Source organism: Roseburia yibonii, assembly GCF_014297335.1.
In the GTDB taxonomy this organism is placed as follows: domain Bacteria; phylum Bacillota; class Clostridia; order Lachnospirales; family Lachnospiraceae; genus Roseburia_D; species Roseburia_D yibonii.
In genome coordinates this window covers 312571-327485 of the sequence record NZ_JACOQH010000003.1, presented here as the reverse complement: position 1 = coordinate 327485, position 14915 = coordinate 312571, and the positions used below count along the sequence as shown (strand labels likewise).

At 40.7% G+C, this 14915-nt stretch carries 16 protein-coding genes; 10 read left to right on the top strand and 6 right to left on the bottom strand.

Translation table 11 applies throughout. From position 1 onward, the window contains the following. Positions 1-9 precede the first annotated feature (9 nt). The 9 genes from fliW (at position 10) to H8Z76_RS06415 (ending at position 7415) form a co-directional block, all read left to right on the top strand. Entirely contained in the window at positions 10-456 is a 447-nt protein-coding gene (gene fliW, locus H8Z76_RS06455) for a flagellar assembly protein FliW (RefSeq protein WP_022516183.1), read from the top strand. A 2-nt stretch (positions 457-458) separates the two neighbouring features. Continuing rightward, a complete protein-coding gene (gene csrA / locus H8Z76_RS06450) occupies positions 459-674 on the top strand; it encodes a carbon storage regulator CsrA (protein ID WP_022516184.1) in 216 nt (71 codons plus the stop codon). An 86-nt stretch (positions 675-760) separates the two neighbouring features. Next, a complete protein-coding gene (locus H8Z76_RS06445; RefSeq protein WP_147618499.1) occupies positions 761-1159 on the top strand; it encodes a flagellar protein FlaG in 399 nt (132 codons plus the stop codon). Between the two features lie 11 nt (positions 1160-1170). Further along, positions 1171-2796, top strand: a complete 1626-nt coding sequence (gene fliD / locus H8Z76_RS06440) for a flagellar filament capping protein FliD (RefSeq protein WP_022516186.1) — start codon at positions 1171-1173, stop codon at positions 2794-2796. A gap of 39 nt (positions 2797-2835) precedes the next feature. After that, a complete protein-coding gene (gene fliS / locus H8Z76_RS06435; RefSeq protein ID WP_022516187.1) occupies positions 2836-3225 on the top strand; it encodes a flagellar export chaperone FliS in 390 nt (129 codons plus the stop codon). An 11-nt stretch (positions 3226-3236) separates the two neighbouring features. Continuing rightward, positions 3237-3716, top strand: a complete 480-nt coding sequence (flgN, locus tag H8Z76_RS06430; protein ID WP_022516188.1) for a flagellar export chaperone FlgN — start codon at positions 3237-3239, stop codon at positions 3714-3716. Positions 3717-3944: 228 nt separating this feature from the next. Further along, the gene (locus H8Z76_RS06425; protein WP_186981982.1) at positions 3945-5120 is read left to right on the top strand and encodes a flagellin N-terminal helical domain-containing protein; all 1176 of its coding nucleotides are present in this window, start codon (positions 3945-3947) and stop codon (positions 5118-5120) included. Between the two features lie 88 nt (positions 5121-5208). Further along, on the top strand, positions 5209-5550 hold the full coding sequence (locus tag H8Z76_RS06420) for a hypothetical protein (protein WP_022516190.1): 342 nt from the start codon (positions 5209-5211) through the stop codon (positions 5548-5550). Beyond that, positions 5547-7415 carry a motility associated factor glycosyltransferase family protein gene (locus tag H8Z76_RS06415; RefSeq protein WP_022516191.1) on the top strand — a complete coding sequence of 623 codons (1869 nt, stop codon included), beginning with the start codon at positions 5547-5549 and terminating at the stop codon, positions 7413-7415. The genes H8Z76_RS06420 and H8Z76_RS06415 overlap by 4 nt, the downstream gene beginning before the upstream one ends. A gap of 53 nt (positions 7416-7468) precedes the next feature. Here the strand turns inward: H8Z76_RS06415 and H8Z76_RS06410 are convergent, their stop codons facing one another. From H8Z76_RS06410 to H8Z76_RS06385, 6 genes are all read right to left on the bottom strand, one after another. Beyond that, positions 7469-8176, bottom strand: coding sequence for an acylneuraminate cytidylyltransferase family protein (locus tag H8Z76_RS06410; protein WP_186981981.1), 708 nt, complete (start codon positions 8174-8176; stop codon positions 7469-7471). Then, positions 8173-9354, bottom strand: coding sequence for a UDP-N-acetylglucosamine 2-epimerase (neuC, locus tag H8Z76_RS06405; RefSeq protein WP_186981980.1), 1182 nt, complete (start codon positions 9352-9354; stop codon positions 8173-8175). Before neuC ends, H8Z76_RS06410 begins: the two co-directional genes overlap by 4 nt. Beyond that, complete coding sequence (gene neuB / locus H8Z76_RS06400) at positions 9342-10334, bottom strand: N-acetylneuraminate synthase (RefSeq protein ID WP_147618493.1); 993 nt, start codon at positions 10332-10334, stop codon at positions 9342-9344. The genes neuC and neuB overlap by 13 nt, the downstream gene beginning before the upstream one ends. A gap of 28 nt (positions 10335-10362) precedes the next feature. Continuing rightward, positions 10363-11361, bottom strand: a complete 999-nt coding sequence (locus H8Z76_RS06395) for an NAD-dependent epimerase/dehydratase family protein (protein ID WP_022516195.1) — start codon at positions 11359-11361, stop codon at positions 10363-10365. Between the two features lie 32 nt (positions 11362-11393). Further along, complete coding sequence (locus H8Z76_RS06390; protein WP_186981979.1) at positions 11394-12341, bottom strand: lipid II:glycine glycyltransferase FemX; 948 nt, start codon at positions 12339-12341, stop codon at positions 11394-11396. Positions 12342-12439: 98 nt separating this feature from the next. Further along, a complete protein-coding gene (locus H8Z76_RS06385; protein ID WP_186981978.1) occupies positions 12440-13492 on the bottom strand; it encodes a DegT/DnrJ/EryC1/StrS family aminotransferase in 1053 nt (350 codons plus the stop codon). A gap of 177 nt (positions 13493-13669) precedes the next feature. Here H8Z76_RS06385 and H8Z76_RS06380 point away from each other — a divergent pair, with 177 nt between their 5' ends. Next, positions 13670-14746: a nucleotidyltransferase family protein gene (locus H8Z76_RS06380; RefSeq protein WP_022516198.1), complete on the top strand. Its 1077-nt coding sequence runs from the start codon at positions 13670-13672 to the stop codon at positions 14744-14746. Positions 14747-14915 lie beyond the last annotated feature (169 nt).

Genomic DNA, 14915 nt, shown 5'->3' with positions numbered 1-14915 from the left:
GGATGACATATGAATACAAGACTGTTTGGTGAGATTGATATACAAAAAGATAAAGTGATCTGCTTTGAAAACGGCATCATCGGATTTCCGGATTACAAAGAATATGCGCTGATCTACGACTCGGAAAAAAAAGATAAAAAAGGCGTATCCTGGCTGCAGTGCCTGGAGGATGAAGTGTTTGCGCTCCCGGTCATTGATCCGCTTTCGGTAAAACCGGATTATGCGCCGGATATTGATGAGGAGCTTTTAAAACCGCTCGGAGAACTGAATGCGGAGAACACCTATGTTCTTGTGACGCTTACGGCGACCGGAAAGAAAGAAGATATCACGGTGAACTTAAAGGCACCGATCATCATCAACACCGATACGAAAAAAGCGATCCAGGTCATAGCGGAGGGGGATTATCCGGTTAAATATAAGATTTATGATAAGCTCAAAGAAAAGGCGGGTGAGTAGACATGCTGGCACTGACAAGAAAAAAAGGGGAATCACTCGTGATCAATAATAATATTGAGATATCGATCCTTGAAGTGCGCGGAGATCAGATCAAGATCGGCATAACAGCGCCAAAGGATGTCCCAATCTACCGGAAAGAGGTCTACAAACAGATCCAGGAAGAAAACAGGGCATCGGTCAGCGCGGAAGGACTCGAGGCATTGAAAAAAATGCTTTGATCACCGGTTAATTATTTGCTGAAAAAACCGATATAATTATATAGAAAACCAAAAACAGGAGTAAAGAGTTATCACACGGAGGTGGTATGAAAATGGAAATAGCGGCAAAGGCAGGAGTGGTCTATCAGGGAAGTACGCCACAGCCTGACGGAAAAGTCACAACATCACAGGAGGACATACAGGTAGCGGTAGGAAATGCCACTGCGGGTGGAGTGACGGACACTTCGGATTCCGGAAGATCGGATGACGTGGTGATTAACGAAGTACAAAGTAAAGACACGATTCGTCGCGCGGTCGATGAGATCAACAAAAAAACCAATACGGAAGCGGTGTGGGGCGTACACGACGAAACGAACCGCATCACGATAAAGATCGTAGATAAGGAAACCAAGAAAGTCATCCGTGAGTATCCGCCGGAAGAAACACTGGATATGATAGCGAAAGTGTGGGAGATGGCGGGAATCCTTGTGGATGAGAAACGATAGGAGGAAGCAGTATGCCAATTCGAATTACAGGTCTTAATTCCGGTCTTGATACCGAAGCTATTATTTCAGAACTGGTTTCAGCGTATCGTACCAAGGAAGAAAAATATCAGAAAGCACAGACAAAATTGTCATGGAAACAGGATGCGTGGAAAGATCTGAACATTAAGGTACGAAGCCTGTATGATAATATCAGTAACCTTCGTTTTACTTCTGCGTGGACAATGAAGAAAACAACTGTATCAGATTCCGCAAAAGCTACGGTGACAGCGGCAGGTTCATGTGTAAACGGAACACAGACATTAAAGATCAAACAGCTTGCCAAGGGTACTTATATCACAGGTGGAGAGATTTCAAATACTTCAGCCGGAACCGCACCGACTTCAGCAACGAAGCTGAGCGAATTAGGATATACCGGATCAGGCGGAGATATCCAGGTGAAGGACAGCTCTGGAAATGTAGTAAAGACTGTCAGTGTGACGGGAAATACTACGATCAAGGATCTTGTGAGTGCGTTAAATGGCGCGGGAGATACGAAGGCTTCTTTCGATGCAACAAACAAGAGAATCTTTATGACCTCGAATAAGACGGGAGAGCAGAATGCGTTTTCTCTTGATGGCGATGCGGATATTTTGAAGACGGTTGGATTGAGCAAAGAGGGCGGAGCGAGCATCGTGGATGCGCAGGATTCCGAGATTGAGCTGAATGGTGCCAAGTTTACCTCTGCAAATAATACCTATACTGTGAACGGACTGACAATAGACTGCCTTGCTGAGACTGGAAACTCAGAGATCAGTATTACGACATCAGTGGATACACAGAGCATGTATGATCAGGTCAAGAGCTTTTTGTCGCAGTATAATTCCCTGATGAAAGAGATGTACTCGCTGTATAATGCGGACAGCGCAAAGGGATATGAACCACTGACAGATTCTGAAAAGGATCAGATGACCGATACGGAAGTGGAAAAATGGGAAGAAAAGATCAAGGCGGCGTTACTGCGCAGGGATGATACACTTGATGGAATTATGTCCACAATGAAAAACGCAATGTCAACTTCCTATTATATTTACAATGGAAACGCGGTTACATATGATTCCGATAAACAGTATTACAAATGCAACGGAAATGCAATTAAGAATTCCGATGGTTCTTATGTGACATCAGCGTCACAGTTGAAGCTGTGGGCATCGGCAAATGGAGCAAAAAAATACAGTCTTTCCAGTTTTGGCATCAAGACAGAAGCATATGCGACCATGACAGCAAACAGTTCTCAGGATGCGTATCATATTGATGGAGATGCGGATGACAGCGTTAGTAAGAATAACTCGGATGTTTTGCTGAATATGCTGAGCTCGGATCCGGATACCGTTTCTTCATTTATGAAACAGCTTACCAGTGGACTGTATTCAGCGATCGATACAAAAATGAAATCGGTAAAGGGATTGAGCAGTTCCTATACGATTTACAATGATATTGAGATGGCGAGAGAATACAGTGATTATACCGATACCATTTCCAAGTGGGAAGATAAGCTGACAGATCTTGAAGATTCTTATTATAAAAAGTTTGCAGCAATGGAGTCGGCACTGGCGTCCTTACAGAGTCAGTCTTCTTCTCTGTCCAGCCTGTTGAGTTAAAAATGACATAAAGTTAAGTTACATGGAGGTACAAATAACATGGCACTAAATACAGGTTATGCAGCATATGCAAACAATAAAGTGATGACTGCATCTCCGGCAGAACTGACACTGATGCTCTATGATGGAGCAATCAAGTTCTGCAATATTGCGATTCGCGCAATCGAAGAGGGCGATGTGGAAAAAGCACATAACAATATCGTAAAAGTAGAAAATATTATTGATGAATTTCGCGCGACATTGAATCACAAATATGCAGTGGCAGAAGATTTTGAAAATGTATATGTGTACTTGAGAGAGCGTTTATCGCTTGCCAATATGAAGAAAGACAAAGAAATTCTGGAAGAAGTCTTAAAACATCTGCGGACGATGCGTGATACATGGAAAGAAGTAATGAAGGAAACCAATAATGGAACAAAATTATCTTAAAAGGAGTTTGTATGCCGGGAGAAGATTATATAACAATCCTGTCAGAAAGTCTGCAGAAAAAAAATAAGATTCTGGATGCAATCCGGGCAGCAAATGAAGAACAGAAAGTACTTCTGGCGGATGAGATGCTCGGACCGGATGATTTTGAAAAAACATTAGATAAAAAAGCTGCGCTGATCGAGGAGCTTAATTGTCTGGACGATGGGTTCCAGCAGATCTATGAGCAGGTTCGCCCGGAAATCGAACAGAATATGGACAAGTATGCGGAGCAGATCCGGCAGATGCAGGAACTGATCCGAGAGATAGTCGCAAAGACCATGTCTGCACAGGCGGAAGAAGCACGAAATAAGCAGTTGATCGAGAAAAAATTTGCATCTGTTAAAAAGCAGATTCGAGAAGTTAAATCGAGTCAGAAAGCAGTAAACACCTATTATCAGAACATGATGAAAAATGCTTATCTCGATTCTCAGTTTTTAGATAGAAAAAAGTGAAAAAAGTCACTTTTTGCTATAAAGTATCGGCGAATATGTCCGATATATATAACAGGTAAGCAAGGAAACACTGATCTGTTTCCGAGCTGCTGGACAGTGGATGTTTGGAAGGAGCGTACGGCCGGAAGAATAGAAACTGTGACAAAACAGAATGAAATGGGGTAACCGTTTCAGATAAAATTAAAATGCAGCATGGAAGCTGCAGCAAATTCAAGGAGGAATTATATTATGGTAGTACAGCACAACCTTACCGCAATGAATGCGAACAGACAGTTAGGTATCACAACAAGCGCTCAGGCAAAATCTTCTGAGAAATTATCTTCTGGTTACAGAATCAACCGCGCAGGCGATGATGCTGCAGGACTTACAATTTCTGAGAAAATGAGAAGCCAGATCAGAGGTCTTGACAAAGCTTCTACAAACGCTGAAGATGGTATCTCCCTTATTCAGTCTGCTGAAGGTGCATTAAATGAATCTCATTCTATCCTTCAGAGAATGAACGAGTTAGCAGTTCAGGGCGCTAACGACACAAACCAGTCTATCGACCGTGATGCAATCAACCAGGAGTTAAATGCATTAACAAGCGAATTAGACAGAATTTCTGAGACAACTCAGTTCAACAAACAGAACCTGTTAGACGGAACTTATCAGGATAAGAAGCTTCAGGTTGGAGCTAACGGCGGACAGAGCATCGGAATCAGCATCGACAAGATGGATGCTAAGTCTCTTGGACTGAAAGATTTCAACTATGCTAAGGGTCAGAACTATACTCATTATGGAACTATCGTATACGAAGGAACTACATATGAGTACAACAACAAATTAGCAGACAGCGCTAACAAGAAAGCTTTCACACAGGCAGCTAGAGAAACTGGTAAAGCAGCTTTCACAGATGACATGATCTACTACAATGCAGCATCTGGAAAATACATTGTTGGTTCTGGAAAATATGATTCTCGTGAAGCAGCTATCAGCGGCGGAAAAGCATCTCTTGGTGCAAAATACGCAGCATCTGCAGCAAAAGCTTGGTCTGCATTAAAGAAAGACGTTGCATTCTCTTCTGAGACTGTTGGAGGATTCGGAAGCCTTACTACAATGAACGTACCGAGAGTTGATGATTACAACATGGCAAACGCTTCTATCCAGGCTATCCAGGGTGCTATCAACAAAGTATCTATCCAGCGTTCCGCACTTGGTGCATTACAGAACAGATTAGAGCATACAGTTGCTAACTTAGACACTGTATCTGAGAATACATCTGCAGCTGAATCTCGTATCCGTGATACAGATATGGCTGATGAAATGGTTAGCTACAGCAAGAACAACATTCTTGCTCAGGCAGGTCAGTCAATGCTTGCTCAGGCAAACCAGATCAACCAGGGTGTTCTGTCCTTATTACAGTAATCTGATAAGATTGGCAGTTAATTTAATCAACATAGAAAGAACCGGCAGTTTTGCCGGCTCTTTCTTTATAAAGATAAAAGGAATCAGTATGGAAGAGAAGATAAAACAGCTTTATATGGAGATCAATTATATTGGTTATCGGCGGTTAGAGAGCAGAAAAAACGATTATATAGAACAGGCAAAAAAGAGATTGCCAATGATAGAAGAATTTACAACATGGTTTTTGTCAGGCAATCAGTTTGGAATTGAAGATGAATTGTACCAGGCATTGCAGGCAAATCTGCTTACAATCCTGGATGATATAGTAACAGCAGCAAAAGAAAATGATACAGTATTGATGCTGGATGCGCTGGAAAGCGGAATCAGCGAATATCTGACGATGTTTGTGCCAGAAGAATATTTCGCAGGAAAGAAGGTGCTGGTACAATGATGGGATTATACGAAAAGAACCTGGAGGCGTTGAACAAGAGATTTCCGGGCATGGATAAACTGATCGAAGAAAAAAAAGATGAGTTGTTACAAAAAGAAAATCTTGATGTTGAGAGTGAAATCAATCTTGAGGGCAGAGAGATCTTAAAAGTACAAAGAAACAATCGAACCCTGTATCTTGCAGGAAAACGTTCCGCTTCGTTGGCGGCAGCAAATCAGATTAAATTTCTGGGAAAGATAGAATATTCAGCACCGCTTTTTATGGTTGGAATAGGAAATGGCTGCTATCTGGAGGAACTTTTTAAAGAAGTGCCGAAAAAAAATGACAATATGGTAATGGTGTATGAACCGTCATTTTCAATCTTTTATGAGCAGTTGTTTCATGTAGATATCGAAGAACTGTTTGAAGACAGAATTGTGGCATTGTTAGTAGAGGGAATCAATGAAGAAGGCATTAAGCCGCTGATCAAGCAGATGCTCCGCGGAGACAGAGTATCCTGTATGCGACATTTCATATTGCCGAATTACAATGAGATATGCCCTGAAAAAGTGCTTGATTTTCAAAAAGTGTTAAAGGATGTGGCAGAGGAATATCTGGTAAATATAAATACGGTACAGGCGTTTTCCAAGGTGGCAGTGGAAAATATGCTGAAAAATGCCGACTATGTGCGTACAGGCTATCAGGCAAAGCAGCTGATGGAGGCAATTCCAAGAGAAATGCCGGCAATTATTGTATCTGCGGGTCCTTCATTAAATAAAAATATTGAGGAACTGAAAAAGGCAAAGAATAAGGCGTTTATCATTGCAGTGGATACGGCAATGAAGCCGCTTTTAAGAAATGGAATTATACCGGATATGTATGCGATTATAGACGGGACAAAGCCACTGGAACTCGTAGCAGTAGAAGAAAGCAGAAACATACCGCTGCTCAGTGAAGTGCGGGCAGCACATGCAGTAATGGATTATCATAAAGGAAAGAAATTTTTCTTCCGGGAATTCACGCCGTATTTTGATCGCATGTATGAGATGAATCATAAAGAGTGGGCAGCAATGGATGTGGGCGGTTCTGTAGCGACAGCTGCATTTTCATTGGCATGTTATCTTGGGCTTGGGACGGTCATTATGGTAGGACAGGATCTTGCATTGACAGGAAATAAGACTCATGCGGATGGTACATTTAAAGAGAAGATGGAAGAACTGGATACTTCAAAGATGAAGATGGTTCCGGGAAATGTGGAGGAAAAGGTACCGACCAGACCGGATTTTGATCATTACAGAATCTGGTTTGAAGATTTTATTGCGCGTTGGAAAAATATGTATCCGAATTTTCGAGTGATCAATGCGACCGAGGGCGGGGCGAAGATCAAAGGAACGGAGATTTCGACATTAAAAGAGGCGATAGAAAAAGAGTGTAAGATTGAGGCAGATGTATCTGCAAATATTGAGAAGCTGGAGCCGATGTTTAACCCGGAGGAACAGAAAAAGATTCTGGTCTATATGAAAGATACACCGAAGAAGTTTCATGAGATGGCGGTAAATGCGGCTGCAGGTAAGAAATTGTATCAAAAACTGGATAAGCTGACGCAGAATCATAATATGGATAATGCAGCATATGACAAATTGTTAAAGCAGATTAAGAAAAATACTAAAAAAATAGAGAAGAATCAGAATTATTCATTAGTAGAAGAAACGCTCGGACGTGCCAACAGCATTTTAAAGACATCACAGTATATTGAATACGGTTCTTTCGAGGAAGAATGCAAAGAGATTGCAAGACGTGGAATTCTGTTTATGGAACTGGTTGAAGAATGTGCAAATCTTTTTGAGGGATTTTCAGATGAAGTGTTTGGTAAAATAGAGGAGTAACAGATAAAAAAACAGGCAGTACATGTAATATATACTGTCTGTTTTTGAATTTATCAATGGGAAGAATAGGTATTCAAAGAGCGTTTCATTAAAAACTCGGCCAATTCAAAGTCCTCTGCCACATCAATGTCAATGCTTCGGCCGCGCTCCATAACGTATGCGTATTCTTTTTCGCTTAACAGCTGGATGCTGTTGGCATGATAAGAAATTTTTCTGATATAAAGGGCACCATTAATACGATAATAGGTATCCAGATCCTGCCGGCGCTTGCTTTGGCTAAGTGATTTGCGAAAACTGCCAAGCGATAAATCGGGTGGAAGGGTCATGGACCATAAAGGGGAATGATCCATTTCGCACACAGCAGTTATGGCATCTGCGTTTTTCTGGTCAAACAACTGATAACCGCCGATGATATCAGAAGCAATACGTAGAGGTGAAGTTGGCTGGAGCAGACAGATGGTATCAAAATATCTGCCGGAAGTCTGATATTGACTTAGTACTTCAGTTACAACATCCCAGCTGCCGGCGGTATCACTGCTGGTTTTAGCAGAGCGCAAAAAAGGAACAGAAGCACCATAGTCTTTTGCAATCTGTGCGTAGTCATCGCTGTCTGTACTTACCATGATCTCATCAAAAAGCGCGGAATCTTTTGCGGCGCGGATACTGTATGCTAAAAGGGGGATATCCAAAAGAGGTTTGATGTTTTTGTCTTTTAGTCCTTTTGATCCGCTGCGGGCGGGAATAATAGCTATATTTTTCATATTGATACCTCAAAGTTTACATCATAAAAATCTTTTTTTATATTAACTGGAGCAGAAGTGACCTGCTTTAGGATCTGGATCATCTGATCGGAAGTTGTTCCGTCACCGAAGGGGTTTTTCACCTGTTTGACCATATCTTTAAACTCTGCGGAAGAGGCTTTTTTTATTGCACTTATGATATCATCTTTCCTCGGGTCACAATGTATGATACTGTCAGCAAAGAAACGTCCTTTTTGTCTGTCGCCAATATCAATTGTTGGAATGTGCATGGCAGGTCCCTCGGTTGTTCCGCTGGATGAATTTCCAATCATCATTTCTGAATATTTTAAGGCAGTCAGGTAACGTTTCATGCCGAGAGAAGGAACTACATGGAAATTGGTATATTTTTGAGCAGTAGATCTCCAAATCTCATTGATACGGTCGCCACCTGAATCTGTATTGGAAAGAGTGATGATATAGGAATAATCGGAGAATGCGCGAAGCGCCTCGATCAATTCATATAATTCGTTTTCGGAAGCCTCTTTTTCTAAAGTGACAGGATGAAAAGTGACAACGCAATAAGGAACATGCATAGAGAGTCCCAACTGGTTCCTGAAATCGTCTTCAGATAAAAGCTTGGTCTTTAAACAGTTTTCGATTGCAAGAGAACCAACATTATATACAGAATGAGGGTTCTCACCAAGTTGAATAACACGTTTGCGGTAAGCGTCACAAGTAGTAAAGTGCAGAGCGCTCATTTTTGTGATTGAGTGGCGGTATACTTCATCAATTGCACCGCTGGTAGTGCTTCCGCCACATATGTGTGTGATCGGAATTAAAAGTGTGGATGCTGCGATTGCTACGCCAAACATTTCATAACGGTCACCGATTACGATCAGCATATCCGGTCTGTGTTCAGAAAAATAGTGACTAAATGATAAGATGACATCACTGATCTGACGTGCGATTCCTTCCCGCGAATTGTCATCAAGATATTTTATTGGAATACATTCTGAAATATTGATACGGGAAGCCCGAATTTCTTCGATCGTATTTCCATTTTCCGGTGCCAGGTGAGAACCGGTCACTACAAAGTCAAGATTAAAATAAGAATCCTGCTCCAGCTTCTTAAGAAGGGGGAGCAGTTGACCAAATTCAGCGCGGCTTCCGGTTACAACGCAAATTTTTATTCTGTGCATATTAATTCATCTTCTCCAAAATCACGAATTGCTTTTGTTCCCAGTACATCAAACCATTTCATAGCAGAAATTCCGTTTCCGGGACGTTTGGTAGTAATGTTTTCTTCGGTTAAAATTTCACCTTTTTTGATATCTCTTTTTGCAACAATACTTTTTCGGGCGACAATAATATTGGGACGTTCTGCAGGAGAACAGATTTTTTTGCCATCACCAAGTGCCACTTCAATATTACGAATGGCAGAAACCATTGCTTTTAATTCATCTGGTTCAATGCTTGCCTTGTGATCCGGACCAATCATAGTGCGATCCAGTGTAAAATGTTTTTCAATTACAGTGGCACCCATTGCGACAGCTGCGATCGGAACCTCAATCCCTACGCTGTGATCGGATAAGCCGACAGGAAGATGAAATGCATTTTTTAAGGTGAGCATTGCATTTAAATTTACATTTTCCATAGCGGTAGGGTAATCGGTATGACATTGCAGTAAAGTAATTTCACTGGTTCCGTTTTTCTTTAAAATGTCAATAGCAGTCGCGATCTCGTCCATTTCTGCCATTCCGGTAGACATAACAACTGGTTTCTTGGTGGCGGCAATCTCTAACAGATATGGTAAATTAGTAATTTCGCCGGACGGGATCTTAAAAAATGGAAGATCCAGAGAGTCGAGAAAATGAACACTGTCAATGTCAAAGGCAGTAGATAAGTAGGACATCCCGATACTGTTGCAATATTCGTAAAGCTCATAATGCTGTTCCAATTTCAGACGGAGTTTTTTTGCCATCTCCAGCTGGGTTTCATCTGCTCCGGTTTCGCGTTTTTGATATTCTGCCTTTGGAGCATATTTGGAAGTGCAGTCAACGGCAGTCTGAAATTTAACAAAATCGGCACCTGCTTTTTTGGCCTCATCAATGAGTTTTTTTGCCAGATCCATATCTCCGTTATGATTTACTCCTGCTTCTGCAATAATGATTGTTTTCATAAAAACCCTCCTGTACATTATGAAAGTATTATTTTCCGCGTAGTTCTAAAAAACGATCAACTTTCATTTCTTCTTTAAAATTTTCAAATAGTTTTACTACATCATATTTTGGTTCATAACCAAGTTCATCTTTGGCATTTTGAACATCCATTAATATACCGCCGCCAGCAACTTTGTCGGTCAGACAGATAATTTCGGAAGGTTTGCCCGGTGGACAGAAGACTTCAATGATAGCCTCCATTTGCTGGCGCAAGGTAACGGGTATACCGGTTCCGCAATTATAAAACCCCTTTGTTAAGTTCTGTACTTCAATGGCTTTGCAAAACATCTGGGCCATGTCATAAACATGAAGCATATCTTTGGCATAGTTTGGATCACCCCAGATTTCAAGAGGTTTACTTTCCATTGCGTGAAAGATCAGTTTGTACAAAGGACGCAGTGTTTTGACACCATTTGGATAAATATAGTGGTTGGTACTGTAGGAATATACGGTCGGAAAACGGAAAGCAAAAGTTTTCAGACCATATTGCTGATGGTAATGTTCAAGTAACTCCAACGCAGTGTTTTTGGAAATGACATACATGGCGTGGTCGCCGGTGTAACTGAAGTTCTTTGGCATATCCGGTTTGATGATGGTTCCGGTTGGATATTCCCATACATCAAAGCAGCTGGTGGAGTATAAAATACGATCTACATTCCTTGTCCTGCAAAATTCAAGCACATTGTAGGTTCCCATGATGATCGAATCAAGATAATCTTTGGGATGATAGCCGTCCATATAGGCAGGAATAACAGCAGCAAGTAAAACAACGGCATATATATCTTCTTTCGGAAGATTGTCAAAATCAGAAGGATTTGTGATGTCAACGGATATGTATGGGACATCCATAGTTTGAAAAACGTCTGCTTTTTTACGCTTCCCGGAAGCAATGATCTGATATTCGTCTTTTGAAAAATACTCAGATGCATATTTGGTGAAATAAGACCCTACATTTCCGGTTGCACCGAATACAATAATTTTTTTCATGTTTTTCGTCTCCATAAAGTGTATAAATTTGTTTATTTTCTATATTGAATCATGAATCCATTGTTTTCATCAAATTCGGGATTCAGTTTTTTGCGCAGCATGACCAGATCGTGATATGCATCCGGATCAAAAATGGTTCGACCAACCCAGAAGGGAGCTCTGCCATTTTTGTTAAATTGCTTTTTGAAGCCAAAAAGAGTATCATCCGGGAGCATGCCGCCGCCTAAATGAAATTTTGATATTCCCATTTTGCTTGCCTGACATGCTGCTTCGTAAAGAAGAAGGTTTCCTGGAGAATATTTCCGGTATTCTGTATGTGTGCCGGAAAGATGGTAATGCATATATCGGTCATTATAAAACATGATAGAGCCGCTGACAGGTTTTCCCTCATACATTGCATAAAAAATGCATGCGTAATCTGCAAGAAGTTTTAAGGATTCAAAGTAATCTGTCTGGAAAGTATAGTATGCATCTGCCTGATTTTTTTCCATTGTCTCATTATACATTGGAATAAAATCTTTGAAGTCTGTAATGTCTTTTCGTACAATAGTGACGTCGTTTTTAATTGCTTTTCTAACCATATTACGGTTTTTGGAATCCATGTTTTTCATGATCAGATCCGGATTTGTGGTATCCATAAATATGGTGTCTCTTAAATAACGTGTTTCAATAACATATGGAAGCAGCTCGTGGTTGAGTAATAACGGATGAAAACGTACAAACTGTGAAACAATTCGATTTTCCCGGCAGTAATGCTGTAATTCCTTTAGAAACTGGATCTGGGAATCTTTTGGAATATTATGATCACTCAATGGCCCACCATAGCCGTAAGGTGTTTCGAGATCGTACCATGTATCAGCGGAAAGTTGTTCGCCAAATAGTCCGGAAGCTGCAATGTCGCTTTTCATGACCACATAGCAGAAGCGGGAAGCTGCATCTTCGTAATAGATGAGCAACGGTTCACCGTCACCATGAAGCATGAAAGAATGTGCATACTCATATAAATAATAGATATCCCAGTTAATAAATGATTTTATACAAATGTCCCATGCAGCAGCATCTGTTTGTTGATATATTTTTAAAATAGTAATTCACCCCCATATTGAAAAATAATATCCCTTAAATAGGTCATATCATTTTTTTGATATCGTTGATCGATTGGAAGAGAGATCAATGTCTCTGCGTTTTTTTGTGCCATTGGCCGGAATTCAGGCCGGAAGTGATCAAATGGCCAGTGTACAGCGCAGTATATCTTGTGTTCCATTAAATAACTTCGAAAAGAATCGCGGTTTTTTACACGTAGAGGAAAAACCAGCGGGCAGTCATTTTCTGCCAGGGCACAAACCGGTTGAAGTCCTATTTTTTGAAGTTCCAAAGTCAGAAAATGATAATTTGATCTTCGGGCTGCAATCAATTCTGGAATATCAATGCAGGAAATAAGAAAACGGGAAAAGTCCGATATCTGTAGTATCTCATCGGAAGTGTCCAATTTTTCTTCACATTCTGTAAATATCTGACGGTATTTAGCATTGCAATCCAGTTCATTTTTCAAAAAAAGATTTTTGAGTATCATACCGTAGGAGCGTGTGTTGTCGCTGCTGGTTTTTATATGGTCAAGTGCGGGTAAATCCTGAGTTTTTTTTGTATACAAAACGCCGCCAAGCGGAATTGGAAGCCATTTGCGGATGCTGGCGATCATATAGTCCCCGGTGATATGATTTATCGAAAAAAAACTTTGCGTTGTATCTTCAATTATCATTATACCACATTCGTCTGCCATACGACGCAGATAAGATAAGATTTGTGCGGACTGAACGGCACCGAAATAGTGGCAGATGTAAAGTGTTGCCACCTGTGGGGTGATCTTCCGTTTCAGGTCGTCGAGATCAATCTGCAAATCTTCGGTTATATTATAAAAAATAATGTTTTGGGATGAAAAACAGTTGCTGACCGATTCACAAATAAATTCGGGCAGAAGAACAGCCTTATTTTGATTAAACGGGATATGACGAAGAGCGCTTCTCCCACTGTCAAAAAACTGACAATTATAAGACTCCAGATAATGAAAGAGGTTATTGGATGAGATATTCAGTTTGTTTAAATCTAAGTCGTATTCACTGCCTAATTCCATTTTGTCATCTCCGGGTAAAAATGATGATTATATACTGAAGTCTATTGTAGAGGAAAAGTTCGCAACATTCAAGGGAGTGAAGGAAAAAATTGTTATCTGAAAATTGTTATCATTGCTTTTGCTATATTACTGGTTTAAAATAAGAATTAGGAAAACTTTAAACGGGAGATAAACGATATGAGGAAAGAGCAATTGATTCAGTTCCTGGGGGAAAGTACATTACATATAGTAGAAGCGATGGAAAAGATAGATGCTAATGCACATGGGATCTTGTTTATTGCAGATAAGAGTGGCAGGCTGCAGGGAACGGTTACGGATGGCGATATCCGTCGATGGATCATAAGATCCGGAAAATTAGATGTGGCAGTGGCAGATATCATGAATAAGGATCCAAAGATTGTATATCGCGGCGAGGAATCGCAGGCACAGGATTATATGAAAAAAGTGCAGGTGAAGGCACTTCCGGTCTTGGACGCAGAAGGTAAAGTCACAGATATCATACTGGATCGTGAAGATGTGACAGAGATGGAAAAACGTGACATGAAAACGTTACGGGAGGTTCCGGTCGTAGTGATGGCGGGCGGAAAGGGAACCAGGCTTTACCCATATACGAAAATTCTGCCCAAACCGTTGATACCAATAGGGGATATTCCAATCATGGAACGTATCATTGACAAATTTGTGGAATATGGAGTTGCAGATTTTTATGCTACGGTTAATTATAAAAAGAGCATGATCAAGTCTTATTTTGCAGATCTGGCGAAGGAGTACTCCATTCAATATGTGGAAGAGGACAAGCCTCTTGGAACGGCAGGAAGTCTGCGGCTGATCGATACAGAGTTTGAATGCCCTATCATTGTGACAAATTGTGATATCCTGATTCATGCTGATTATGCGGATATTTACAAATATCATAAAGAGTCCGGCAATGCGATCACAATAGTATCGGCGTTAAAAAATATTGTGGTTCCATATGGAGTGATCCATTCAAAGGAAAATGGTACTGTTATTTCTATGGAGGAAAAACCCAAACTATCCTATTTTGTAAATACAGGAATGTATGTATTGAATCCGGACCTGTTACAGAAGATACCGGAAGATACATTTTTTCATATGACAGATCTGACAGATTTACTTATACAAGAGGGAAAACAGGTTGGAATGTATCCAATCAGCGAGGATTCCTTCCTGGATATGGGCGAATTCGAAGAAATGCGCCGGATGGAGAAAAAATTGAATTTGAAATCGGAGTAAATGCAAAGGGGGTATCCTGATTACAGGGTGCCCCTTTAAGGGTCAAAGCTTAGCTGCTGATTGCTGAGTTGACTTATAAGAAAAGGATTGAGTAACAGGTGCAATAAGGGTATAATTGTAATAAGCAGCGGGACAAGTTATATATTTATGGAAGAAACCTTGTCTTAGC

What these genes read in the sequence shown, in the direction of transcription:
- fliW (WP_022516183.1), top strand. Translation starts at nt 10, where the DNA reads ATGAATACAAGACTGTTTGGTGAGATTGATATACAAAAAGATAAAGTG.
- csrA (WP_022516184.1), top strand. Translation starts at nt 459, where the DNA reads ATGCTGGCACTGACAAGAAAAAAAGGGGAATCACTCGTGATCAATAAT.
- H8Z76_RS06445 (WP_147618499.1), top strand. Translation starts at nt 761, where the DNA reads ATGAAAATGGAAATAGCGGCAAAGGCAGGAGTGGTCTATCAGGGAAGT.
- fliD (WP_022516186.1), top strand. Translation starts at nt 1,171, where the DNA reads ATGCCAATTCGAATTACAGGTCTTAATTCCGGTCTTGATACCGAAGCT.
- fliS (WP_022516187.1), top strand. Translation starts at nt 2,836, where the DNA reads ATGGCACTAAATACAGGTTATGCAGCATATGCAAACAATAAAGTGATG.
- flgN (WP_022516188.1), top strand. Translation starts at nt 3,237, where the DNA reads ATGCCGGGAGAAGATTATATAACAATCCTGTCAGAAAGTCTGCAGAAA.
- H8Z76_RS06425 (WP_186981982.1), top strand. Translation starts at nt 3,945, where the DNA reads ATGGTAGTACAGCACAACCTTACCGCAATGAATGCGAACAGACAGTTA.
- H8Z76_RS06420 (WP_022516190.1), top strand. Translation starts at nt 5,209, where the DNA reads ATGGAAGAGAAGATAAAACAGCTTTATATGGAGATCAATTATATTGGT.
- H8Z76_RS06415 (WP_022516191.1), top strand. Translation starts at nt 5,547, where the DNA reads ATGATGGGATTATACGAAAAGAACCTGGAGGCGTTGAACAAGAGATTT.
- H8Z76_RS06410 (WP_186981981.1), bottom strand. Translation starts at nt 8,176, where the DNA reads ATGAAAAATATAGCTATTATTCCCGCCCGCAGCGGATCAAAAGGACTA.
- neuC (WP_186981980.1), bottom strand. Translation starts at nt 9,354, where the DNA reads ATGCACAGAATAAAAATTTGCGTTGTAACCGGAAGCCGCGCTGAATTT.
- neuB (WP_147618493.1), bottom strand. Translation starts at nt 10,334, where the DNA reads ATGAAAACAATCATTATTGCAGAAGCAGGAGTAAATCATAACGGAGAT.
- H8Z76_RS06395 (WP_022516195.1), bottom strand. Translation starts at nt 11,361, where the DNA reads ATGAAAAAAATTATTGTATTCGGTGCAACCGGAAATGTAGGGTCTTAT.
- H8Z76_RS06390 (WP_186981979.1), bottom strand. Translation starts at nt 12,341, where the DNA reads ATGCTTCATGGTGACGGTGAACCGTTGCTCATCTATTACGAAGATGCA.
- H8Z76_RS06385 (WP_186981978.1), bottom strand. Translation starts at nt 13,492, where the DNA reads ATGGAATTAGGCAGTGAATACGACTTAGATTTAAACAAACTGAATATC.
- H8Z76_RS06380 (WP_022516198.1), top strand. Translation starts at nt 13,670, where the DNA reads ATGAGGAAAGAGCAATTGATTCAGTTCCTGGGGGAAAGTACATTACAT.